This is a genomic window from Micromonospora sp. WMMD967 (assembly GCF_029626165.1).
Taxonomy (GTDB): domain Bacteria; phylum Actinomycetota; class Actinomycetes; order Mycobacteriales; family Micromonosporaceae; genus Micromonospora; species Micromonospora taraxaci.
In genome coordinates this window covers 4,764,374-4,786,757 of the sequence record NZ_JARUBK010000001.1, presented here as the reverse complement: position 1 = coordinate 4,786,757, position 22,384 = coordinate 4,764,374, and the positions used below count along the sequence as shown (strand labels likewise).

Here is a 22,384-nt window from a genome sequence, read left to right as displayed (position 1 = left end):
CGGTCGCACGATCCACGGGGGAGGGATTTCATGACGGACCCGACGTCCGCGTTCGACGCGCTGGCCGGACGGATCGCCGACATCGAGCGCCGGTTCGCCGGGCTGGGCGACGACCTGACCGAGCTGTCGGGCACCGCGACCGACGAGAGTGGCCTGGTCTCGGCGACCGTCGACGCCACCGGGGCCCTGACCGGCCTCACCCTCGCGCCCGCCGCGCTGCGCGCCGGCACCGAGGGCGTGGCGGAGCTGGTGCTCGACGCCTACCGGCGGGCCCGTGCGGCCGCCAGAGACCGCGTCGAGGAGCACACCGAGGGGTTGGACGGCGCGCTCGGCGCGAGCCTGGGCGACCTGTTCGGCACGCCGGGCGACTTCTCGGCCCTGGGCCGCCTGGAGGAGACCGTGGCCCGGCTCGGCCGGCTGGACGCCCGCCTGCCCGGCCCACCGGCGTGACGTCGCCGACCTGGCCGGAGATCGTCACGCGGCTGCGGGACACGATCGCCCACTGCGACCGGGACACCGACCTGGAACTCTCCGCCGGTCCGCGCGGCATCCGCCTGCTGGTGCGCCGCGAGGTAGTGCGGGTGGTCTGCCCCGGCCACGACGAGGCACGCCTGGCCGCACTCGGGTGGCACCGTCCGACCGGCGACGAGGGCTGGTGGTACGAGGTTGCGCGCACCCCGGAGCAGGTGCAGCGGCTCAGTGTGCTCGTGGCCCGTACCGCCGCCGTGGTGTTGACCGACCAGCCGGGTGCGCTCTCCTGCCGGGCGGTGCCGCCGGCCGCGAGCCCTGGCCTGCCGCCGCGACCGGCCCCCACCCGGCCGACCGCGACCGAGGCGGTTGCGACCGAGGCGGCGGAGCCGGCGGTGGTGGCGCTACTCGGCGCGGCCGTCGACCGGCGTGACCTGCCCGGCTACCTCGGAGTGCTGGCCGGCGCGACGGTGTGCGTGCCGCTGGCCGGGGAACCGACGCCGGATGCCGACTTCCCGTGGACAGTGGTCGGCGACGCGACCGGCGCGCCGCTGCTGCCGGTCTTCACCTCGCCGACGGCGCTCGCCGCGTTCACCGGGGACGGGGTGCCGTTCATCGCGCTGCCCTGCGCCGACCTGTTCGAGGACTGGCCGGACCGCTCCTGGGGGCTGGCGGTGGACCCGGGCAGCGCCCAGGCGGTCGCCCTGTCCGCGCCGGCGCTGACGACCCTGCTGACGGCGAACGCCCCCGCCGGCTGAGTTCCAGGCCTGCCGGCAACGCACCGCCCCGCCGATCATGGAGTTGTGGTGAGTGACGAAGACGCCCCAAACGGGCTAATCCGGACACCATTACTCCATGATCGGCGCAGCACTGTGCGGGCTCGCGGTTGCGGGCCTGTTTACCGCGGCTGGGGGTTTGGCGCGGCGGGAGGGCGCATCAGCGGCGTCGGTCACCCCCGAGGGGGTGGCAAATGGCCGCTGGGCTGGGCAGCATGGATGGCATGGACTACGAATACGCGCCGCTGCGGTTGCCGCCGAACGTCGACCGGTTGACCGCCGCGGCGCAGTTGGCGATCCAGGCGGAGTTCTCCGGATGGGAGCTGGCCCGGGTGCGGCTCTACCGCGACGGCACGCGACAGGTGGTGCTACGCCGTCGACTGGTCAACCAGCCGCAGCCCGGCCTGTCGTACTGAGCGGGCCGTGCCCCCGGTGAGCGATATACCGCAGAGTCATATTCATACCTCTGCGGTATATCGCTCACCGGCACCTCGACACGGCGGGCCAGCCCCGTCCCTGGTGCGGGCGTGCTCGTCTAGTGCTGGTGCCCGGCGTGGTCGTGATCGTCGTCGAGCTCCATGAACGGGTGCTCGTCGAGCCGGCCGACGAGCCGGTCGTCGGCCGCCGGTTGGAACGGGCCGACCGCGTCGTCGTCGTCGAACGACTCCAGGTCGACCGGGGTGCCCACCTCGCTGACCATGACCACCCCGTCGAGTGGCTCCAACTCCGGGACGTCCAGCGCGCCGAGCGAGCCGTCGCCGCTCTGCAGCAACTCCAGCACCGCCTCGCCGACGCCCTCCACCGGTGCCGGCTCGTCGTCCTCCGGGGTCCCCTCGCGCCGGGCGGCCTCGGCCACGCGCAGCAGCGCGGCCACGCTCGGCACCCGGTAGTCACGGCGCTGGCGTACCGAGATCACCCTCGGGTGGGGGTCGCTGGCCTCGGCACCGTCGACGCCGCCGAAGCGCTCGTCGGCCTCGTCGGGGTCGATCGAGTCGACATCCCACGGCGTCACCTCGCCGAAGGCGTCGAGCAGCCGCTCGTCGTACGCGAAGGAGGCGTTGTTCAACGCCACGTACGCCTGCCAGACGTCGTCGTCGTCGACGCGGCCCTGAGCGGCGCGTACAGCGGCCAGGTGGTGGCGGGCCGCTTCGATCACGCGCTCGAGAGCGGCGTCCAGCTCACCGTGCTGGTCGGTCATGTGGGGCAGTCCCTTCGGATGGGGAGGTCGCGCGCCGACGGCAAGTGCCGGACACGGCTAGCAGGTGCGCAGGAACCGGTCGAGCACCCGCACGCCGAACTGTAGTCCGTCGACCGGAACGCGCTCGTCGATGCCGTGGAACAACGCCGAGAAGTTCAGGTCGGCGGGCAGCCTGAGCGGGGCGAACCCGAAACAGCGGATGCCGAGCTGGGAGAACGCCTTGGCGTCGGTGCCGCCGGAGAGCATGTACGGAACCGGCCGCGCCCCCGGGTCCTCGGCGCGCAGGGCGGCCGACATGGCCTCGACCAGGTCACCGTCGAAGGTGGTCTCCAGCGCCGGCTGCCGCTGGATGTACTCGATCGCGATGTCCGGGCCGACCAGTTCGCGCAGCTGTCGTTCCAGCAGCTCGGACTGGCCGGGCAGGCTGCGGCAGTCGATGGTGGCGGTGGCGCGGCCGGGGATGACGTTGTCCTTGTAGCCGGCGCTCAACCGGGTCGGGTTGGCGGTGTTGCGGATGGTCGCGCCGATCAGGTTGGCGATCGGGCCGAGCTTGGCGATGGCCGTCTCCGGGTCCTCCGGGTCCAACTCGATGCCGAGCAGGTCGGAGACCTCGGTCAGGAACGCCCGTACGGTGTCGGTGACCACCACCGGGAAGCGGTGCCGGCCGATCCGGGCGACCGCCTCGGCGAGCGCGGTGACCGCGTTGTCGTCGTGCACCATCGAGCCGTGCCCGGGGCGGCCCTTGGCGTGCAGCCGCAGCCAGTCGATGCCCTTCTCGGCGGTCTCGATGAGGTAGAGCCGCTGGCTGTCGTTGACCGAGTAGGAGAAGCCGCCGACCTCGCCGATCGCCTCGGTGCAGCCGTCGAAGAGGCCCCGGTGGTTGTCCACCAGGAAACGGGCGCCGTAGTCGCTGCCCGCTTCCTCGTCGGCGGTGTACGCGAGCACGATGTCGCGCGGCGGTCGTACGCCGGTGCGCTGCCAGTGCCGCACGACGGCCAGGACCATCGCGTCGAAGTCCTTCATGTCGATGGCGCCGCGACCCCACAGGTAGCCGTCGCGCAGCTCGCCGGAGAGCGGGTGCACCGACCACTCGTCGGCGTCGGCGGGCACCACGTCCAGGTGGCCGTGCACCAGCAGCGCGCCCCGGCCCGGGTCGGTGCCCGGGATGCGGGCCACCACGTTCGCCCGGCCCGGCGCGGACTCGTGCAGGACGGACTCCACGCCCACCTCGGCGAGCTTCTCCGCCACGTACTCGGCCGCGCGGCGCTCACCGACGCTGGTGTCGTTGTCCCCGGTGTTGGTGGTGTCGATGCGCAGCAGGTCGCGGCAGAGGTCGACGACCTCTGCGGTGGGGTCGATTCGGGGGGAGGCGGCGTCGCTCGTCATCGCCTCTTCATACCAGCCCGAGGTGGCCGACGGACCGGCGCACCGGCGTGGCCGGGCCGGCGCGCCGACGCGCGTGGGTCGACACATCGACGGGTCGGTTTCGCCGTGAGCGCGTTCGGGTACCGCCGCCCACGACCGAACGTCCCCTGCCGGAGCTTCCGCCCGCCAGTCGAGGAGGGCACCATGTCCGCCGTTCCCCTGCCACCGCTGCCGCCCACGCCCGCACCCGAGGAGGGTTACCGGCCCGCCGGTCGCAGCATCGCCGACCTCGTCGACCGGGAGCATCAGCAACTGCTGTCGCTGGTGGAGCAGTTGACCGGCCCGGAGGCCACACCGCAGGAGGCGCTGGCGGTGCTCACCGCCGCGTTGTCGCGGCACCTGTCCGCCGAGGAGCAGTATCTGCTGCCGGCGGTGCGCGCGGCGCTGCCGACCGCCGGCGAGCGGGTGGACGCCGAGATCGCCGCCGACGCCGGCCTGCTCAACGCCCTGAAGGGCCTGACGGACGAGGCGCTGACCGACGTCGCCGGGCGGGTTCGTCAGCACGTGGACGGTGTAGGCGCGCTCGTCACCGAGCTGCGGGCGGTCGCGACCGAGGAGGAGCTGATCCGCCTGGGCAACCGGTTGGAGATCGCCGAGGAGGCCGCGCCGACCCGTCCCCACCCGAGCACTCCGGCCACCCCTCCGTGGAACCGGATCGTGGAGCCGGCGGTCGGTGTGGTGGACAAGGTTCTCGACGCGGTGACCCGGCGACCGACCTACCTGGCGGACCTGCCGGAGCCACCCCGCGACTGAGCGCGGACCCCGCCCGGTAATGCATTCATTATCACCGATCCGCTCGGGCTATTCCGCAGGCTGACGCGTAGTCCTACCGTCACCCTATGAACCTGGAGCTGCGTCACCTGCGGGTGGTCTGCGCGATCGCGGAGACGGGGAGTGTGACGAAGGCGGCGTCGGCGCTCGGCCTGGCCCAGCCGGCCCTCACCGCCCAGCTCCAACGCATCGAGCGGACACTGGGCGGCCCGCTGTTCGACCGGGACCGGCGTGGTGCCCGGCCCACCGCCCTCGGGGAGCTGGTGCTGGCCCGCGCCCGGGTCCTGCTGCCGGCGATGAAGGGGCTGCAGGACGAGGCGGCCCGGTTGGCCGGGGCCGGCGGTGCCCCCACCTGCTACCGGTTCGGTGGGGTGAACAGCCCGATCCTGGGTCGGTTGGTGCACCGGTTGGCCGCCGAGCAGCCTCCGGCCCAGATCACCACGTTCGCGTCGTGGTCGGTGGACGAGTTGGCGCAGCTGGTGGCCGGCGGCCGGCTGGACTTCGCGCTCACCGGTGTGTGCGGCGACGCCAGCCCGTCCGCCGGTTTCGGGTTGAGCTGGCAGGAGGTGGCCATCGACCCGGTGCTGGTGCTGCTGCCGGAGACGCACCCCCTCGCCGCCCAGGACGAGGTGCGCCTGGCGGACCTGCGCCACGAGCAGTGGGTGGCGGCACCGGGTGACGGCTGCTTCGGCGACTGCTTCGCCGCCGCGTGCGCCCGTGCCGGTTTCACCCCCCGCAAGGTGTACGAGACCGACATCCGCGGTTGCATCGACCTGGTGGACGCCGGTGTGGCGGTGGCGTTGTGCCAGGCGACGTTCCGGCCGGTGGCCGGGTTGGTGACCCGTCGGCTCGCCGGGACACCGCTGCGCTGGCGGCTCCTGCTCGGCTGGCACCCGGACTCCCCCGCCGCCCAGGGCGCCGATCTGGTGGTGGAGACGGCCAAGGCGGCGTACGTCGACTCGTTGGCCCCGCATCCGGCGTACCTGGCCTGGCTGATGAGCAACCCGGGGTTCGGGGTGCGCCAGCCCAGCGGGATCCGGCCGGTCTGAGCGCGGGGTGGGGTGCGAACCGCCGTTGGCCGGGTATCTGGCGGACATGACGGACCTCTACCCGCCCGCCGACGACCGCGAGTTGCTGCGCCAGGCGGCCGCCGCGCACACCGCCGCCACCCGCGACGTCGAGGCGTTCCTGCGCCGCCTGCCGACGGTGCCCGACCCGGCCGACGTCACCGAGTACGCGAACCTGCTCACCCGGGAGGACCAGACCCGCGGTGACCGGGACGCCGCGGCTGACGCCGCCGGACTGACCATCGCCAGCCTGGAATCCGACCAGGGCCAGTAGCGGCACGTGTCGACGGTGCCGTCCCGGAGCGGGGCGGCACCGTCGAGTGGCGCGGTCAGCGTTCGACGAGCGGGTCGTGCCCCAGGTCGAGCAGCGAGTGCCGCCAGTCGTCGTCGGCGTTGCCACGCGACGGCTTGGCGTCCATCAGCTCGCGGATGCGGTCGACCGCCTCCCGCATGACCTCGATGTCCTCCGGGGTGAGGTCGACCTTGCGCTTGTTCAACACCTTGAGGATCTCCCGGCCCGGCTGGGGCAGGTCGAGGTTCGGGTTCGGGCTGAACGACTCCTCCCCGGAGCCCCGGGTCAGCAGCCAGGTGCGTAGCTGCTCCGACGGGACGTTCACCTCGGCGTGGAAGTCCTCCCAGAGCACTTCCACCTCGGGGTCGAGCCGCGCTTCGCGTACCATCAGGTCTCCTCTCGCCGGCGGTGCCCGGACGTCTCCGGGTCGTCCTCCTGGTCGGTCTTCGGATGCAGGCCCTCGGCGGGCACCCGCGTACGGCGGGGGTTCGCGGTGGGCGGCGCCAGGATCGGGTCGGGATGCTCGTCCTCGTCCCGGGGTTTCGCGGGCTCGTGTGGGTCCTCGTTCTCGTCTCGTCGTGCCGGCCCGCTCATCGTGGGTGCGTGGTCGTGGCCGGGGTGTACCCGCGCTCACCGGCACTCACGTCGAAGGTGAGCGCGCCGTCGCGGACGTCCACCGTGACCTTCTGCCCCGGGGAGATCGCCGACTCCAGCAACATCCGGGACAGGTGGTTGTCCACCTCCCGCTGGATCACCCGCCGCAGCGGGCGGGCGCCGAACTCCGGCTGGTAGCCGTGTTCGGCGAGCCAGTCGATGCCGGCGGTGGTGAACTCCACCTGGAGGTCCTGGGCGTGCATGCGGCGGCGGGTCTCCTCGAGCAGCAGCGCGGTGATGTCGCGCAACTGCTCGGCCTCCAGCCGGCGGAAGATGATGACCTCGTCGATGCGGTTGAGGAACTCCGGGCGGAAGTTCTCCTGCAGGCGACGCATCAGCCGCTCGCGCAGTTCGTCGTTCTCCTGCTCGCTGCCGACGTCGCCGGCGCCGAAGCCGACCGAGCGCTGGGCGCCGGTGATCAGCTCGGAGCCGAGGTTGCTCGTCATGATCAGTACGGTGTTCTTGAAGTTCACGGTGCGACCCTGGCTGTCGGTCAGCCGCCCGTCGTCGAGCACCTGGAGCAGGATGTTGAACACGTCCGGGTGGGCCTTCTCGATCTCGTCGAGCAGCACCACCGCGTACGGGCGGCGGCGAACGGCCTCGGTGAGCTGGCCGGCCTCCTCGTAGCCGACGTATCCGGGCGGGGCGCCGACCAGCCGGCTGACCGTGTGCCGCTCCTGGAACTCGCTCATGTCCACCCGGACCATCCGGTCCGCCTCGCCGAACAACGCCTCGGCCAGGGCGCGGGCCAACTCGGTCTTGCCCACGCCGGTCGGGCCGAGGAACAGGAAACTGCCCATCGGCCGGTCCGGGTCGGCCAGCCCCGCCCGGGAGCGGCGGACGGCCTCGGCGACCGCGGTGACGGCGTCGTCCTGGCCGACGACCTTCTGGTGCAGGTGCCCCTCCAGGCGCAGCAGCCGGTCCCGTTCCTCCTCGGTGAGCTGGCTGACCGGAATGCCGGTGGCCCGGGACACCACCTCGGCGATCTCCTTCGGACTCACCTCCGGCACCTGCGAGGACGACATCCCGTCCTCGCCGTTGGCCCGGCGGATCTCCTGTTCCAGTTCGGCGATCCGGTCGCGCAGCGCGGAGGCCCGCTCGTACTGCTCGTCGGTGACGGCCTGCTCCTTGTCCCGGCGTACCTCGTCGAGCTCCTGCTCCAGCTCCCGCACGTCGGACGCCGGGGTGCGGGTGCGCAGCCGCACCCGTGCGCCGGCCTGGTCGATGAGGTCGATGGCCTTGTCCGGCAGGAACCGGTCGGTGACGTACCGGTCGGACAGCTCCGCGGCGGCGACCAACGCCTCGTCGGTGAAGCGCACCTGGTGGTGGGCCTCGTACCGGTCACGCAGGCCGCGCAGGATGGCGATGGTGTCGTCGACGCTGGGCTCGGGCACCAGCACCGGCTGGAAACGCCGGGCCAGCGCGGCGTCCTTCTCGATGCTCTTGCGGTACTCGTCCAGCGTCGTCGCGCCGATCACCCGCAACTCGCCACGCGCGAGGGCGGGTTTGAGCATGTTGGACGCGTCCATTCCGCCCTCGCTGCCGGCGCCACCCGCGCCGACCAGGGTGTGGATCTCGTCCAGGAAGATGATCAGCTCGTCGCGGTGCGCCCGGATCTCGTCGATGACCTTCTTCAGCCGCTCCTCGAAGTCGCCCCGGTAGCGGGTGCCGGCCACCAGGCCGGCGAGGTCGAGTTGGACGACCCGTTTGCCGAGCAGGGTCTGCGGGACGTCGCCGTCGCAGATCCGTTCGGCCAACCCCTCGACGATGGCGGTCTTGCCGACGCCGGCCTCGCCGATCAGCACCGGGTTGTTCTTGGTGCGCCGGGACAGGATCTCCACGGCCTGCTCGATCTCGTCGGCCCGTCCGATCACCGGGTCGATCTGGTCGTTGCGGGCCAGGTCGGTGAGGTCCTGCCCGTACTGGTCCAGGGTGGGGGTGCCACGGTCCGGCTTCGGGCCGGTCATCGGCCCGCGTTCGGCGTTGGCGGCCTGCAACGACTCGGGTTGGATACGCCCGGCGGCCAGCATCCGCCCGGCCGGCGACTCCGGGTTGAGCGGCAACGCCATCAGGATGTGTTCCGGGCCGATGTAGTTGGCGCCCATCGCCCGGGACAGTTGGTGGGCGTCGAGCAGCGCGCGCTTGGCGGCCGGCGTCAGCGACAGGTTGGGCGGCACCTCCCCGCGCGGCGCTCCGTCACCCTTGCCACCGAGGGCGTTGAGCAGGGTGTCCGGGTCGGCGCCGGCCCGGCGTACCAGGTCACGCAGGGGTTCGCGTTGCAGCGCCGCCCAGAGCAGGTGGTCGGTGTCCAGGTCGCTGCTCTGGCGTTGGGCGGCCCGCCGGGCCGCGTCGGCCAGCATCTCCCGGGCGTCGGCCGTCATCAGTCGGGTGATGTCGACCCGGTGCGGTGGCCGGCGTCCCCCCTCGCCCCGGCCGAAGTACCGGGCCAGGAATTCGTCCCACGGGTCGGAGCCGATGTCACCGGGTCCCATCATGTCTGTCCTCCGCAGTCGGGCGCGGCACGGTCGGCAGGGGCTACCCGGCGCGCGCCCCGACAAACGCCGCAGGCGGTGGCGCACCGGCGTCCCGGGTGTGGCGTCCGGCCAGGGGCGGCCGGTGGTGGCAGGCTGGTGGGATGAACGAGACACCGCTGTTGATCGTGGACGGCGCCAACGTGGTGGGCTCCCGCCCGAACGGGTGGTGGCGTGACCGCGCCGGCGCGGCGGCCCGGCTGCGCGACTCGCTCGCCCCGGTGGCGACCGTCGGGTTGCCGGCTCGTCTGCCCGCCCCGGTGGAGGTGGTGCTGGTGGTCGAGGGTGCCGCGCGGAACGTGCCGGGCACCGAGGGCGTCCGGGTGGTCTCCGCCGCCGGGTCCGGCGACGACACGGTTGTCGAGCTGGTGGCCGACGCGCCGCAGCGCCGCCGGCTGGTGGTCACCGCCGACCGGGAGTTGCGCGGACGGGTGACGGCGCTGGGTGCCGAGGTATATGGCCCGCGCTGGCTCCGGGAGAACCCGACCGACAACTGAGAAGTTCTCGCACTGGGACTCCCACAGAACGGACTCCCGGCACTTCCGGGCGTGTTCCGGACAGGCGGGCAGGAACACCGACAGGGCGGATGTTCTTTCGGACCCGCCGATAGGCTCTAATGGAGATCTCCCCGCCCCCAGGAGGTTCCGCCGTGGCGAGCGTCGCCGAGTTGAAGGCTGCCATCGATGTCGCCCTCCAACAGATCGGGGACGGGCAGACAGCCGTGCAGGCGGCCGGCGAGAAACTGACCGAGGCGCAGCAGACCCTCGCCGGTGCCCTGGAGGGCAGCGGGCACGAGACCGTGGAAGCGGCCCAGGCGTCGCTGACACAGGCCAGCCAGGAGCTGGAAGAGTGTCTCGCCGCGACACTTGTCGCGGTGGAGCAGGCGCAGCTCTACGTCGCCACCCTGTAGGCCGTCATGTCCATCATCGAGGACGTCGGTGGGCAGGTCCGTGCCGCCGCCGAGGAGTTCCCGCTGGCCCTGCTCGGGCAGGCGCTGGAGAAGTTCGGCCTGGCCGCGGAGCGGCTGCGCTGGGTCCGTCAGGAGTCCGCCAACCCGATGGGGGTGCCCGAGCTGAGCGCCGCCACCGAGCACGCCGAAAGCGCCGGCTACGCGCTGCGGGTCGCCCAGGAGCAGCTGTCGGCGTACCTGGCGGCGATCGGTCTCGCCGGGGACGGCGGCCCGGCGCCCCGCCCCGAGCAACGCGCGCCCCGACACGACACGCCGCCGGAGGCCGGGCCCACCGCCGTGCCGCCGGAGCCGGCCGAGCAGGTCCGGATGCGCCGCTGGTGGTCGGTGCGGGTGGCCGAGCTGACCGGCGGTCGGGCCGGCGCCGACGACGAACCCGACGAGCAGCTGGGCGACTCCCAGGAGTTGCTGCGCCGGGTCGTGGGCGGCGTCCGCTCCGGCGACCGCGACCGGCTGCGCAAGGAGCTGCGCCGGGCCCCGGCCGACGTCGGCCTGGGCCTGGCGGCCCTGGCCCCACCGCTGCTGCGCGAACTGGCCGGTGAGCTGCTCGGGCACCCGCCCCGCGCCGCCGACCTCGGGCGGCTGCGCGGGGAACTGGACGGACGCGTCCGCGACCTGCTGCCCGGGCTGCCGCCCCCGGTGCTGGAGACCCTGCTCACCCGGGTCTGCCGGATGCCACCACCGCGTGCCTCCGGGGAGCCGCCGCACGCCGCCGACTCCGCGGTCACCGCCGGTGTGGCGACCGGGCTGCTGCTCGCCCGTCTCGGTCGGGACCTCCCCTCGGGTGGCGCGGCCCAGCCGGCCGGCACGGGCCGACCGGCGGATGCGGGTTCTTCGACGGGTACGGGCCGACCGGCCGACGCACGGCAGCCGGCGGGGTCCGGCCGACCGGCAGCGGGGCGCTCGGGTGGTGTGGGCGCACGCCCCGCCGGTGTCGCCGCGCGGCCGGGCACCACCGGTGGGCAGCCCTCCGGTGGGCTACCGCCCCGCTCGGGAAGCCCCTGGCGGGACGCCCCGGCCCGACGGAGCTCCGATGGCTGACCGGCGCGGTCAGTTGGCCAGCCGGGTCCGGGACACCCTCGCCGAGGCGCTGGGCGCCACCCGTACCCGCCTGTCCGCCGCCCAGGCCGAGCTGACCGCCGGACGGGAACGGCTCACCCGGATCCAGCGGGCGGCGGCGGCCGTGCCGGCACGGGTGGGCGCCCAACGGGACCGTCGGGTCGCCGAGATCGACGCCCGCTACGCCACCCGGATCGCCGAGCTGGCCCGACGCGCCGCCGAGGCCGCCCGCCAGGAGGCCCCGGGTTGCGCGGGGGCCGACTGGGCGGGGTGGACGCCGACGCCGACCCGGCGGGCGGAACCACCCGGCGCGCTGCGGGTGGGCACTGTCCACCTCGACGGCGTCGAGCCGGTGCCCGCGCTGGTGCCGCTGCTCGATGCCGGGCACGTCCACCTCTCCGGCGGCGACCGCGCCGGCTGCGACGCGGTGGTGTCCGCGTTGCTGCTGCGGGCCGCCGGCCGCGCCGACCCGGGGGCGGTACGACTGATCGGGTACGACCCGGAGCAGCTCGGCGGCGGTCTGGCCGGGTTCTCCCCGCTGGGAACGGCGGGGCTGCTCACCTTCGTCGGCCCCGGCGGCTTGGGCCCCCTCCTCGACGACCTGGTGGAGCAGATCCGCCGGATCAACGAGACCGTGCTCGCCGGCGAGTACGCCTCCCTTCGCGAACTGGCGGCGGCGACCGGCCGCCGACCCGAGCCGTGGCGGGTGGCGGTGCTGCTCGGTGGCGACGACCTGAACCGGCACGAACGCGGGCAGTTGGACCGGGTGGTACGAGCCGGCGCCGCCTGCGGCGTGCACCTCGTGGTGCACGGTGTGCCGTTGCCGGAGGATCCGACGGTGACCCGCGTGGTGGCCGAGGTCGACGGCGCGCGGATCGGCGGCTCGGCCGGGTTGCCGGTACGCCTCGATCCGCCGCCGCCGGCGTCGCTGGTCACCGAGACCTGCCGGGAGATCGCCGCCCGGGTGAACGCCGGCCCACCGCCGACCCCGTTCACGGACCTGCTGCCCCCGCCGGATCTGATGTGGCGGGAGAGTTCCGCCGACGGGCTGACCGCGCCGATCGGCGAGGGAACACAGGGCCGGCCGGTGCGGTTGACGCTGGGCGACTATCCGCCACACGCGCTGATCGGCGGGCCGTCCGGCACCGGCAAGACCAACCTGATCTTCGCGTGGATCGGCGCGCTCGCCGCCCGCTACTCCCCCGCCGAGCTGGAGTTCTACCTGTTGGACTTCAAGGAGGGGGTGTCCTTCGCACGGTTCGCGCAGGGCCGGCGCGACCCGAGCTGGTTGCCGCACATGCGCCTGGTCGGCATCAACGTCAACACCGACCGGGAGTTCGGGTTGGCGCTGCTGCGGTTCCTCACCGAGGAGTTGCGCCGGCGTGCCGATGCGGCCAAGAAGCACGAGGTGACCAAGCTGGCCGAGCTGCGGGCCGTCGACCCGACCGGGCACTGGCCCCGGATCGTGGCGGTGGTCGACGAGTTCCAGATGCTGCTGGCCGGCCGGGACGTCGTGGCCCGGGAGGCGGCCGACCTGCTGGAGGACCTGGCCCGGCGCGGCCGGTCGCAGGGCATCCACCTGGTGCTCGCCTCGCAGGACGTACGGGGCATCGAGGCGCTGTGGGGCCGCCCGGCGCTGGTGGCCCAGTTCACCCTGCGCATAGCGCTGCCCAAGGCGCTGCGGATCCTCGCCGAACGCAACGACGCGGCCCAGTCGCTGCCCCGCTGGCACGCGGTGGTCAACGCCGAATCGGGCATGGTGGAGGGCAACGAGGTCGCCCGGATCCCGTCGGCCAGCGACTGGGAGACGTGGAGCGGGTTGCAGCACCGGCTGTGGCGGATGCGCCCGGCCGACGCCGCGCCGGCCCGGCTCTTCGACGGCGACGCGATCCCCCGGCTGGCGGACGCCCCGGACTTCCGGGCGCTGGCCGCGCCCCCCGACGGGACAGCGCCCCGCAACCCGGTGGCAGTGCTCGGTGAGATCATCGACGTGCAGTCCCGCTCGGCGGCACTGCGGCTGCCGCGTGCGCCGGGGCGCAACCTCGCGGTTCTCGGCACCCGGGTGGACGAGGCGTGCGCGGTGCTGGACGCCGCGGCCCGGTCGCTGGCCCGCCAACACCCGCCGGGCACCGCCCGGTTCTCCATCGCCTGCCTCGACCCGGACGCCGATCCGATCGCCCGGGCGCTCTACGACGACCTGGCCGACGACGCCGCCTGGTACGACGAGGAGACCGTCGGCGAGCTGATGGCCGAGACGGCCGACGGGTTGACCGGCCCGGGGAGCCCGCACTACCTGCTGCTGTTCGCCGTCGACGCGGCAGCCGGCGCGCTGGCCGCCCGCGCGGGCGGGCGCACCGGGCTGGAGCAGCTACGCCGGATCCTGCACGACGGGCCGGAACGACGCACACACGTGCTGGCCTGGTGGCGGGGAGTGGCCCGGATGCGCGCCGACCTCGGCGGTCCCGCCGCGCGTACCGACCAGATCGGCGCCTGGGTGGCTCTGGACACCCACGGCGGGGAGCTGGGTGCCTCGCTCTATCCGGGCACCGGCGGCCCGGACTGGTATCCCCGCCCCTGGCGGGGCCTCTTCTTCGACCGGGCGGTCCACCGCACCGGACAGGTGATCATCCCGTATGGACCGTCGCGGTGAACCAACCAGTGACCAGTGAGACGTACACGGCGCAGCTGCGGCGGTTGGCCGAGCTGACCGCGCGGGTGGCCGAGCAGCGCGCCGAGGCGCATACCTGGTACGAGCGGCAGTGCGAGGCCGCCGATCGGGCCGTCGCCGAGGCCGCCGAGCAGCTCCAGGACGCCGAGGTGGAGTTGGTCGCCGCACGTGAGCAGCAGGAACGGGTCGACGCCGAGGTGGCCCACCTGTGGCAGCAGGCCCGCTCGCGTCTCGGCGTCCGCCGCCTAGGTGGCCCACCCGCACCCGCGAACGGCGTCACGGCAACCGACCCCGTACCGATGCTCGCGAAGGTCCGGGACCTGCTCGACCGGGCTGGTCAGCCAGGCGAGTTGCCGGGCTCGGTCAATCCGCTGCTGGCGCTCTGCGGGGTGGCGGGCGCCGTACTCGCGTACGCCCTGGGGGCCGGCGCGCGGGCGCTGGGCGTCGGGTACGGCGGCGACCTGGCGGTCGGGATGCCGGTGCTGGCGCTGGTGGTGACCCTGCTCGGCCCGTTGATCGGTCTCGCGCCGGCACGGATGCTGGCCGACCGCCGGCACGCGATGCTCGGCCCACGACCGATCATCGTGGTCCTCGGCGCGGGCCTGCTGACCACCGCGCTGCTGCTGGCGCTGGGCCGCTGAGTGATCGGTCCACTATGGCTGTCGAGAAGCTGACCCCCGGCACGGCCACGAGCAACGCGCGATCTTCGCTACGGTACGTCCGATGGTCAGTGTCTTCCTGAGTTACCACGCCGGCGACGACACCGGTGTCGGGCGCCTGCTCGACGACATGCTGACCGCTCGGTTCGGCACCGAGAGCGTCGTGCGCGACGAACAGAGCGCGACCCTGTCCGCCACCGAGGTGCGGCGTCGTCTGGCGGCCTCGACGGCGTTGATCGTCGTGCTCGATCCGGCCGCGCCGAAGGTGCGCCGCCAGACCTTCACCATCGCCCTCACCACGTCCGTTCCGGTCGTCGTGGTGCTGGTGGACGATGCTCACCTGGCACCGAACGTCAGCGCGCAGCCCACGCTCAGCACACTGACGGTGCGGCGCTCCGAGGTCCGTACGGCCACCGTCCGTCGGACCATCCGCCGGCTGTGTGACCAACTCGCCACACGTCAGGGCTCCGAGGAGGCGACAGTCGGGCCCGCGATCCCGCTGATCCTCCGCACGCAACCGGTGCGACAGGTCATGTCGCCGGCCAGCCGCCATCCGTCGGTGACGATCGTCTACTCGACGCACCAGGGTGGTCTGGAGGTCGCCGACGCGGGCCGGCACCATTCGGGGCTCGCGGCCCGGTACGAGACGCGCTACGAGGTGGACACCAGCGTCCACCAACGGGTGTTCGGCCTTCGGCTACCCGCGACCGGCGGCGCGGGCCACGTCGAGTCGTCCATCGCCGTTGACTTCTGGGTGACCGACGCGGTCCAGGTCGTCCAAGGCGCGGCCACGGATGCCGCGGTAGTGGTCCGCGAAATCCTGCTGGGCGTCTGCCGACCGATCGCGTCGCGGTACACCCTCGACGAGGTGTCCCCGGCCGAGACAGCCCTCAACCGACAGCTCGCCACCGAAACGTTCACCCTGGACGGCGTCACCGTCCGGGTGAGACAGGTACTGCTGTTCGTCGACGACCGCGCCAGCGTGGGCGAGCGAGCCGAGCAGCGGCGACGGGAGAGGCTCCGCCGGGCCGGTGTCCTCTGGGATGACGCGGACACCCCCGATGCCCTGGTCCACTACCTGTCCAGGCGTGTTCCGCTCTCCGCCGAGTACGCCAGCGGTTGGGCCGGTACGCCACCGCCGATCACCGGACCGAAGGCCTCGCCACCGCCGATCACCGCACCGCAGACCTCGCCACCGTCGATCACCGCACCGCAGACCTCGCCACCGCCGAACGTCACTCCGGCGCCGACGCGACTGCTGGTGGCGCGTGCGCCCACCCGGGTCCCGGTGGGGCAGGACCTGAGCGTCGAGGTTCGGATCGTCAGCGAGGAACGATCGGTTCACCTGGACGCGAAGGTGGCACCGATGCCGAGTCTCTTCGTCGCCGAAGGCGGCACGCCGGTCACGGTGACCGTGCACGCGCCCGCCGGTCTGCACGCTGACGGTCCACTTCAGCAGACCGTCCTGGTCCTGCCGGACGGCGATCCGCATCCGATCCGGTTCGGCTTCGGAGCGCGTACCACTGGTCTGCATCGCGTCGACGTGACCGCCTGGGCCGGCGGCACGTTCCTGGCCGAGGTGTCCGTCGAGGTCTCCGTCGCCGACGGTGGGTCGTTCCGCGACGGCCAACCGAAGACCGCGCCGATCGGTGCCCCGCAGGCACGACCGGGCGAGGTCACGATGGAGGTTCGCTTCGACGGCAGCCGCCACACCTTCCAGCTGCGCTCCGATGCCGCGTTGTTCGCACCGGTCGTCGAGTCGGTCACGAACACGCCGAACGCCGCGGTGGAGAACACCATCCGGGAGTTGCAGCAACTGGCCGGCGGTGGTTCCCGTTACAGCCCCGCGATGACCCGCGAGGTCATCCGGTCGGCGGGCATCCAACTGTGGTCGGAGCTGGTGCCGGCCGATGTGCGGGACCAGTTCTGGGAGGTCCGCGCCGACATGAGCGCCTTCACGATCGCCACCGACCACGACGTGGTCCCGTGGGAACTGCTCCACCCGCTCAGCGCCCGACAGGACAAGGGTTTCCTCGTCGAGCAGGTCCCGGTGGTGCGCCGCACCTATGGTCAGCACCGGAACGCGAAGATCGGCCTACGCAACCCGCGTTTCGTGGTGCCGCCGAAGGCTCCCACCGGCGCGTACGAGGAGGTCACGACCATCCGCGCGATCCTCGGCGCGGCCGACAGCGCGCCCATCACCAGGGCGGACGAACTCCTCGCGCTGATCAACTCCGGGGAGTTGGGAGCGACCCACTTCGCCTGCCACAACACGTTCTCGTCGGACGGCTCGTTCATCGATCTGGACGGTGGCCGGTTCAAGCCGGCCCTGCTCGCCGAGGCCAGCATCCGCAAAGCGCTGACGGAGACCGGTCCCCTCGTGTTCATCAACGCGTGCCGGAGCGCGGGCGTGGCACCGACGTACACCAGGATGCTCGGCTGGGCGCAGCAGTTCATGTCGTCGGGCGCGGGTGCGTTCGTCGGCACTCTCTGGGCGGTGCGCTCGGACAGCTCGGCGCGCTTCGCGACGGCGTTCTACGAGTCCCTGGCCGGCGGCGCCACGCTGGGTGCGGCGGCCCTCGCCGCACGGGTCGGGCAGCAGGATGATCCACTCGACCCGACCTGGCTGGCCTACACGGTGTACGGCGACCCGTTCGCGACCGCCGCGGTCTGAGCGGTCGGCAACTCAACTCGCACGGAAGGGGAGGTGCGGCATGGACGTGATCGACTACAGCGTGCCGGTGGAGGAACTGGTGTCGGCGGTGAAGGACGCGGTGAGGCAGGCCGGCATCTCCACTGTCGACGAGGGCCGGGACCTGCGCCTCGGCTCCGTTCAGCTGATCTTGAGCGCGGTCGTCACCACGAAGCTCGGCGGTGGCCTGGATTTCCGGGTCCCGGTGATCGGCTGGAAGGTCAAAGTGGGCGGCAGCCACGCCCGCCAGCGGACCCACACGATCGACATCACGCTCGTCGCCGAGGATCTCCAGGATCGGCACGAGCTACGCCACGGCCCTGTCGAGGCGACCCTCGTGGACGCGATCACCACGATCCGCGCGGTGGTCGCCGCCGCCGGCGGGGGCGATGACCCGCTGGTGCTGAAGACCAGCACTGTGGAACTCGTCTTCGGCGTCACCGACCAGGGCACGATCTCGGTCGGCGCGGAGGGTGAGTTGACCGACGAGGTCACCAACACCCTCCGGATCGAGCTGCTCGGGGCATCCGCCGGGTAGCTCAGGCCGGCACCAGGACGGCCTCGCGCAGCAGTCGACGGGTGAGCGTGACCCGGTCGGCGTCGTCGGGCAGGCCGGGCAGATCACCGACCCGGATGGCCACTCCGCCGAGCAGGGCGCGGGCCGCCGGCTCACACTCGGCGGGCAGGGTGATCGTCCGGTCGAACAGCCGCAACGCCACAGTGTCCGAACCGTGCGGCACCAACTGCCACCGCAGGCCCGGCCGCACTGTGACCCGGGTGTCGGCGTCCAGAGTGGCGAGCGCGTCGGCCTGGGCGAGCGGGCGGATCGGCGCCGGACGGGAAGCCGGCCAGGCACGCTGCCGCAGCCGTGCGGCGACCGCGCCGGGGTCGGCGCGCAGCAGCCAGTCCCGCAGCGCCTCCACCGTCTCGGTCAGCTCCGGCTCGATGGCGTCCGGGTCGGCGACGTCAGTGCCGAACGGCAGGCTGGCCCGCAGCCGCTGGTCCTCGGAGGCCAGCGCGAGCAGCTCCTCGACCAGCGCGTAGCGGGTGAGCGCGCGGATGCCCACGGTCAGGTGCAGCGAGCTGGCCTCCTGGGCCTGCGCGCTGTGCAGCCACCCCCGGGGCAGGTAGAGGGCGTCGCCGGGGGCGAGCACCACGTCCAGCGCGGCGGGCCCCTGAGCGGTGGCGCCGACCTCGTCGGCACGTCCACCCCACGGCTGCTTCTCCAACGGATCGGGCAGCACCGGCGGGTGGATCCGCCAGTGTTTGCGGCCGTCGACCTGGAGGACGAACACGTCGTGGGTGTCGTAGTGGGTGGCGAACCCCTGACTGCCCGCCGGGGTGAGGTAGGCGTTGACCTGGAGCGGCTGGTTGAGCGCGAGGCCCAGGTCGCGGGCGAAGTCGACCAGCGGCGGCCAGATCCGGTGCAGACCCTGCAACACCAGGGTGGCGCCGGAGGCGTACTGCTCCAGGACCCGCTCGTCGAGCACCTGGTCGCCGATCTCGGCACCCGCGCCGCCGCCGCCGGTCCAGCGCGCGGCCGCGACCAGCTGGCCGTCCTTGGCGACGCGCAGGAACGGGGTACGCAGACCGCGCCGGCTCAGCAGCTCGTCGGCGTCGGCGGGGCTGAGCAGGTCGGTGAAGCCGGCCGGGTCGGGCAACTCGGCGGCGCGGGACAGCAGCGGGGTGTGTCCCCAGTGCGCGGCGGCGAACTTGGCCGGTTCGACCGACACGCAGCGGGCCAGAGCCGCGGCGGCCCCGGCAGACGGAACCGCCGGACGGCCGTGGCCGTCCGGCGGGTCGAGGTGCGTCATGGTGTACGCCTACCGGGCGCTGCCGTCAGCGCCGCCGTCCTGCTGGCCCGGGGTCGCGCCGCCGTCGGCGGGGCCCTCCGCGCCACCGTCGGCGCCGCCGTCCTGCTGGCCCGGGGTGGCACCACCGTCGGCGGGGCCCTCCGCGCCGCCGTCCGCGCCACCGTCGTGCTGGCCCGGGGTCGCGCCGCCGTCGGCGGGGCCCTCCGCGCCGCCGTCCGCGCCACCGTCGTGCTGACCCGCGGTGGCACCACCGTCGGCCGGGCCCTCCGCGCCGCCGCCGCCCATGGTCTGCATGTCGTCATCGTTGAGTGCCATCGGTGCTCCCTCGGGTGTGCCGCCCCGCCATCCGCCGGGGTCCGTCGTACTGCGGGTGGTACCCCACGTGCGATCTTCTCTAACCCTCACCGTAGACGCCGAACCGGGGCGACACGGGCAGTTCGCGGGCGGCGGCGGAGAGTGCCAGGATGAGGCGGTGATCCTGGTGGGCACGTCCGGCTGGCAGTACCGCGACTGGCGGGGTCGTTTCTACCCGCAACGGCTGCCGCAGCGGCTCTGGCTGGAGCACTTCGCGGCCGGCTTCGCCACCGTCGAGGTCAACAACGCCTTCTACCGGCTGCCGGAGCGGGACACGTTCGCCGCCTGGCGGGAGCGGACGCCGGCGGACTTCTGCGTGGCGGTGAAGATGAGCCGCTACCTCACCCACATCAAACGATTGCGCGACCCGGCCGAGCCGGTGGCCCGGTTCCTCGGCCGAGCGACAGCCCTCGGTGACCGGCTCGGCCCGGTGCTGGTGCAACTGCCACCGAACCTGCGGGCGGACGTCGACGCGCTCGACGCCACCCTGCGGCTGTTTCCGGCGGAGGTCCGGGTCGCCGTCGAACCCCGCCACCCCTCCTGGTGGACCGACGCCACCCGGGCGGTGCTGGAGCGGCGTCGGGCGGCGTTGGTGTGGGCCGACCGGCTGGGACGCCCGGTCGCGCCCCGCTGGCGCACCACCGATTTCGGGTACCTGCGGCTGCACGAGGGGCGGGCGCGGCCCTGGCCGCACTACGGTCGCGCCGCGCTCCGGTCCTGGGTGGGTCGGCTGACCGACGCCTTCGGCGCGGACGAGCCGGCGTACGTCTACTTCAACAACGATCCGGGCGGCGCGGCGGTCGTCGACGCCGTCGCGTTCGCCGCGCTGGCCCGGGGGGCCGGGCACCCGGTGTCGCGGGTGCCGTCTGCCGCGGCGGCTGCCGACGACGACTGAGCCCGCCCGACGGTCGTCGGGCGGGCTCGGGGACAGCTCGCTGTCACGGCATCAGCAGGGCGAGGTCCTTGGGCATCGTTTCCTTCACGTCCTGCCATTCGCCCTGGGTGACGTGTCGGCGCAGGGTGTCGAGCACCACCTGCGTCACCCGCTCCGGGCCGCCCTCCGCGTCGTACGGGAAGCCCTGCCGGACCTCGTAGAGGAAGTCGTCCCGGTTGAGCTTGATCGGCACGTCGGACGGCACCCAGCCGTCGAAGTAGATGCCCCGCACCAGGACCGGCAACTGCTGGGCGAACTCGACGCTCTCGTCGACCGGCAACCGGTCGCGCAGCAGGTGCAGCACCGTGCGCAGGGCGGCGTACGACTGGTTGCGCCGATCCTTCGGCCAGCCGTAGGCGTCCTCGATGTCCTTCAGAATGAGGGTCGTCTTGTCCAGCGAGGACTCGAACGCGGAGAGCATCCGGTCAGCCATCGGTCGACCCCCGTTCCGAGGTGTCCCACCGTCGGTCGTCGGCGCGCCGTGGCGGCCCCACCGGGCCGCGGCGGGCCCGCACCGGGCTGCCCTGCGGTGCGCGCCGGGTGTTGTCGGCCGTGCCGACCACGTGCAGGACGGCACCGCGCCGCCGATCCGTCACCACTCGAACCGTCATCCCCGTCACCTCCGTGTCGTCTGCGGCGTCGACCACCCTTGGGCGGCCGAGCCCACCGCGTCCACACTGCCGGTGCGCCGGGTGAGGCGGCCTCACCCCGTTCGGGTGAGGTCAGGTCGCGTCGAGGAGCCCGGCGAGGGTCGTGGCGTTGGTCTGCGCGTAGTCGCGGTAGCAATTGTTCATGAGGACGTGGGTCTGACCGGCCTCGTCGGCCAGCTCGCGCAGCTTCGGCGCCCAGTCGGCCAACTCCCGCTTGGAGTAGTGGTAACCGAACTTCTCGTGAATGTCCTTGCTGGTCCACTTGTCGCTGTGGCCGTGGAAACGCATGACAGCGAGGTCCGCGGTGGCGGCCAGCACCGGCGGTAGCGACGAGCGGTGGCCCTGGGGCATGTCCACGCAGACGTACGGCAGCTGGTGCTCGCGCAGGAAGCTCAGGGTCTCGTCGGCGTTGTCGCCGTCGAACCAGGAGGCGTGACGGAACTCGAAGACCGGTCGCAGCGGCGCGCAGCGCTTCGCCACCTCCAGCAGGTACTGCTTGTTGGCCCGCTTGATGGTGAACCAGGGCGGGAACTGGAACAGCAACGCGCCCAGCTTGCCCGCCTCGACGAGTGGGTCCAGTGCGGACAGGAAGCGCGTCCAGACCTCCTCGTACGACTGCGCGGGCAGGTCGTCGGGGTAGACGTTCTTCTTGTCGGTCTCCGGGCGCAGGTCCTTGTAGAGGGCGCTGACCTTGGTGGGGTGCCCGGTCAGCAGGCTGAACGCCTTGACGTTGAACGTGAAGCCGGCCGGGGTGCGGTCGGCCCACAGCCGCGCGGTCGCCTCGGCGGGCGGCGAATAATAGGTGGCGTCCACTTCGACCAGCGGGAACTGCCGCGCGTAGTAGGCCAGCCGCTTCTCCGGGTTGTCAGCGGTCTGCGGATACCAGCCCGATTCCAGGAGTGTGCGGTCGGTCCAGGACGCGGTGCCCACCAGGATGTCACCCATGGCTCAAGTCCATCGCGTCGCGGACCGACCGGCAACCGCTGGCGTCGCTCAGGCCGCCCGCCGTTCGCGGGTCTGCTTGCAGGTCACACACGTGGTGGCGGAGGGGAAGATCTCCAGCCGCTCGACCGGGATGGCCGCGGAGCAGCCCTCGCACCAGCCGTAGGTGCCCTCGGCGAGCCGGCCGAGCGCGTGCTCGTACTGGGCGCGGCGGTCCAGGATGGTGCGCAGCAGGGACTGCGCGGTGTCCCGCTCGGCCGTCTTGGTGCCGCTGTCGGCCTGGTCGTCGCCGGCGGTGTCGCCGACCTCCACCAGCCGCAGCACCTGGCTCTGGAGCACGGCCTGGTCGTACTCGGCGGTCAGCTCGTCGTACCGCGCCTGGAGTGAGTTCCGGATCTGGTCGATCTCCTTCTGGGAACGGTTCGTGTCGACCGTGTCGTGGACGAGCATCGCTGCCTGCCTT

25 protein-coding genes are annotated in these 22,384 nt (G+C 72.9%); 14 read left to right on the top strand and 11 right to left on the bottom strand.

From position 1 onward, the window contains the following. The first annotated feature begins 30 nt into the window (after positions 1-30). The 3 genes from O7631_RS21560 (at position 31) to O7631_RS21550 (ending at position 1,660) form a co-directional block, all read left to right on the top strand. Positions 31-450 carry a YbaB/EbfC family nucleoid-associated protein gene (locus O7631_RS21560; protein WP_278145891.1) on the top strand — a complete coding sequence of 140 codons (420 nt, stop codon included), beginning with the start codon at positions 31-33 and terminating at the stop codon, positions 448-450. Continuing rightward, entirely contained in the window at positions 447-1,226 is a 780-nt protein-coding gene (locus O7631_RS21555) for an SseB family protein (RefSeq protein ID WP_278145890.1), read from the top strand. Before O7631_RS21560 ends, O7631_RS21555 begins: the two co-directional genes overlap by 4 nt. Before the next feature lie 242 nt (positions 1,227-1,468). After that, positions 1,469-1,660, top strand: coding sequence for a DUF5703 family protein (locus O7631_RS21550; RefSeq protein ID WP_088989720.1), 192 nt, complete (start codon positions 1,469-1,471; stop codon positions 1,658-1,660). A gap of 119 nt (positions 1,661-1,779) precedes the next feature. Here O7631_RS21550 and O7631_RS21545 read toward each other — a convergent pair whose 3' ends face one another. Next, positions 1,780-2,442: a hypothetical protein gene (locus O7631_RS21545; protein WP_088989721.1), complete on the bottom strand. Its 663-nt coding sequence runs from the start codon at positions 2,440-2,442 to the stop codon at positions 1,780-1,782. A 57-nt stretch (positions 2,443-2,499) separates the two neighbouring features. Then, positions 2,500-3,828 carry a M20/M25/M40 family metallo-hydrolase gene (locus tag O7631_RS21540; RefSeq protein ID WP_278145889.1) on the bottom strand — a complete coding sequence of 443 codons (1,329 nt, stop codon included), beginning with the start codon at positions 3,826-3,828 and terminating at the stop codon, positions 2,500-2,502. A 183-nt stretch (positions 3,829-4,011) separates the two neighbouring features. On the opposite strand from O7631_RS21540, the gene O7631_RS21535 reads away from it, so the two are divergent. From O7631_RS21535 to O7631_RS21525, 3 genes are all read left to right on the top strand, one after another. Beyond that, positions 4,012-4,620 (top strand): hemerythrin domain-containing protein, encoded by a 609-nt coding sequence (locus tag O7631_RS21535; RefSeq protein ID WP_278145888.1) that lies wholly within the window; start codon positions 4,012-4,014, stop codon positions 4,618-4,620. 86 nt (positions 4,621-4,706) lie between these two features. Next, positions 4,707-5,687 (top strand): LysR family transcriptional regulator, encoded by a 981-nt coding sequence (locus tag O7631_RS21530; protein ID WP_269678721.1) that lies wholly within the window; start codon positions 4,707-4,709, stop codon positions 5,685-5,687. Between the two features lie 46 nt (positions 5,688-5,733). Beyond that, positions 5,734-5,979, top strand: coding sequence for a hypothetical protein (locus O7631_RS21525; protein ID WP_088989724.1), 246 nt, complete (start codon positions 5,734-5,736; stop codon positions 5,977-5,979). Positions 5,980-6,034: 55 nt separating this feature from the next. On the opposite strand, the gene O7631_RS21520 is transcribed toward O7631_RS21525, so the two are convergent. The 3 genes from O7631_RS21520 to O7631_RS21510 are packed head-to-tail and all read right to left on the bottom strand — an operon-like array spanning position 6,035 to position 9,146. Next, the gene (locus O7631_RS21520) at positions 6,035-6,385 is read right to left on the bottom strand and encodes a DUF3140 domain-containing protein (RefSeq protein ID WP_269678720.1); all 351 of its coding nucleotides are present in this window, start codon (positions 6,383-6,385) and stop codon (positions 6,035-6,037) included. Further along, complete coding sequence (locus tag O7631_RS21515) at positions 6,385-6,591, bottom strand: hypothetical protein (RefSeq protein ID WP_278145887.1); 207 nt, start codon at positions 6,589-6,591, stop codon at positions 6,385-6,387. The genes O7631_RS21520 and O7631_RS21515 overlap by 1 nt, the downstream gene beginning before the upstream one ends. After that, entirely contained in the window at positions 6,588-9,146 is a 2,559-nt protein-coding gene (locus tag O7631_RS21510) for an ATP-dependent Clp protease ATP-binding subunit (protein WP_278145886.1), read from the bottom strand. The genes O7631_RS21515 and O7631_RS21510 overlap by 4 nt, the downstream gene beginning before the upstream one ends. 140 nt (positions 9,147-9,286) lie before the next feature. Here O7631_RS21510 and O7631_RS21505 point away from each other — a divergent pair, with 140 nt between their 5' ends. The 7 genes from O7631_RS21505 (at position 9,287) to O7631_RS21475 (ending at position 17,765) form a co-directional block, all read left to right on the top strand. Continuing rightward, a complete protein-coding gene (locus tag O7631_RS21505; protein ID WP_278145885.1) occupies positions 9,287-9,679 on the top strand; it encodes a hypothetical protein in 393 nt (130 codons plus the stop codon). Between the two features lie 152 nt (positions 9,680-9,831). Then, positions 9,832-10,092 carry a hypothetical protein gene (locus tag O7631_RS21500; RefSeq protein ID WP_088989728.1) on the top strand — a complete coding sequence of 87 codons (261 nt, stop codon included), beginning with the start codon at positions 9,832-9,834 and terminating at the stop codon, positions 10,090-10,092. A gap of 6 nt (positions 10,093-10,098) precedes the next feature. Next, positions 10,099-11,190, top strand: coding sequence for a hypothetical protein (locus O7631_RS21495; RefSeq protein ID WP_278145884.1), 1,092 nt, complete (start codon positions 10,099-10,101; stop codon positions 11,188-11,190). Beyond that, complete coding sequence (locus O7631_RS21490; RefSeq protein ID WP_278145883.1) at positions 11,183-13,858, top strand: FtsK/SpoIIIE domain-containing protein; 2,676 nt, start codon at positions 11,183-11,185, stop codon at positions 13,856-13,858. Before O7631_RS21495 ends, O7631_RS21490 begins: the two co-directional genes overlap by 8 nt. Continuing rightward, complete coding sequence (locus tag O7631_RS21485) at positions 13,855-14,517, top strand: hypothetical protein (protein ID WP_278145882.1); 663 nt, start codon at positions 13,855-13,857, stop codon at positions 14,515-14,517. The genes O7631_RS21490 and O7631_RS21485 overlap by 4 nt, the downstream gene beginning before the upstream one ends. An 82-nt stretch (positions 14,518-14,599) precedes the next feature. Next, on the top strand, positions 14,600-17,209 hold the full coding sequence (locus O7631_RS21480) for a CHAT domain-containing protein (RefSeq protein WP_278145881.1): 2,610 nt from the start codon (positions 14,600-14,602) through the stop codon (positions 17,207-17,209). Positions 17,210-17,249: 40 nt separating this feature from the next. After that, positions 17,250-17,765, top strand: a complete 516-nt coding sequence (locus O7631_RS21475; RefSeq protein ID WP_278145880.1) for a trypco2 family protein — start codon at positions 17,250-17,252, stop codon at positions 17,763-17,765. Position 17,766: 1 nt separating this feature from the next. Here O7631_RS21475 and O7631_RS21470 read toward each other — a convergent pair whose 3' ends face one another. After that, complete coding sequence (locus O7631_RS21470) at positions 17,767-19,041, bottom strand: cupin domain-containing protein (RefSeq protein ID WP_278145879.1); 1,275 nt, start codon at positions 19,039-19,041, stop codon at positions 17,767-17,769. A 9-nt stretch (positions 19,042-19,050) separates the two neighbouring features. Further along, positions 19,051-19,356, bottom strand: coding sequence for a hypothetical protein (locus tag O7631_RS21465; protein ID WP_278145878.1), 306 nt, complete (start codon positions 19,354-19,356; stop codon positions 19,051-19,053). A 67-nt stretch (positions 19,357-19,423) separates the two neighbouring features. Here O7631_RS21465 and O7631_RS21460 point away from each other — a divergent pair, with 67 nt between their 5' ends. Beyond that, complete coding sequence (locus tag O7631_RS21460) at positions 19,424-20,290, top strand: DUF72 domain-containing protein (protein WP_278145877.1); 867 nt, start codon at positions 19,424-19,426, stop codon at positions 20,288-20,290. A gap of 43 nt (positions 20,291-20,333) precedes the next feature. On the opposite strand, the gene O7631_RS21455 is transcribed toward O7631_RS21460, so the two are convergent. From O7631_RS21455 to O7631_RS21440, 4 genes are all read right to left on the bottom strand, one after another. Further along, positions 20,334-20,762, bottom strand: a complete 429-nt coding sequence (locus tag O7631_RS21455) for a DUF2267 domain-containing protein (RefSeq protein ID WP_278145876.1) — start codon at positions 20,760-20,762, stop codon at positions 20,334-20,336. Continuing rightward, on the bottom strand, positions 20,755-20,940 hold the full coding sequence (locus O7631_RS21450; RefSeq protein ID WP_088989737.1) for a hypothetical protein: 186 nt from the start codon (positions 20,938-20,940) through the stop codon (positions 20,755-20,757). The genes O7631_RS21455 and O7631_RS21450 overlap by 8 nt, the downstream gene beginning before the upstream one ends. A 111-nt stretch (positions 20,941-21,051) precedes the next feature. After that, entirely contained in the window at positions 21,052-21,924 is an 873-nt protein-coding gene (locus tag O7631_RS21445; protein WP_278145875.1) for a DUF72 domain-containing protein, read from the bottom strand. Positions 21,925-21,972: 48 nt separating this feature from the next. Further along, on the bottom strand, positions 21,973-22,371 hold the full coding sequence (locus O7631_RS21440) for a TraR/DksA C4-type zinc finger protein (RefSeq protein WP_088989739.1): 399 nt from the start codon (positions 22,369-22,371) through the stop codon (positions 21,973-21,975). Positions 22,372-22,384: the final 13 nt, after the last annotated feature.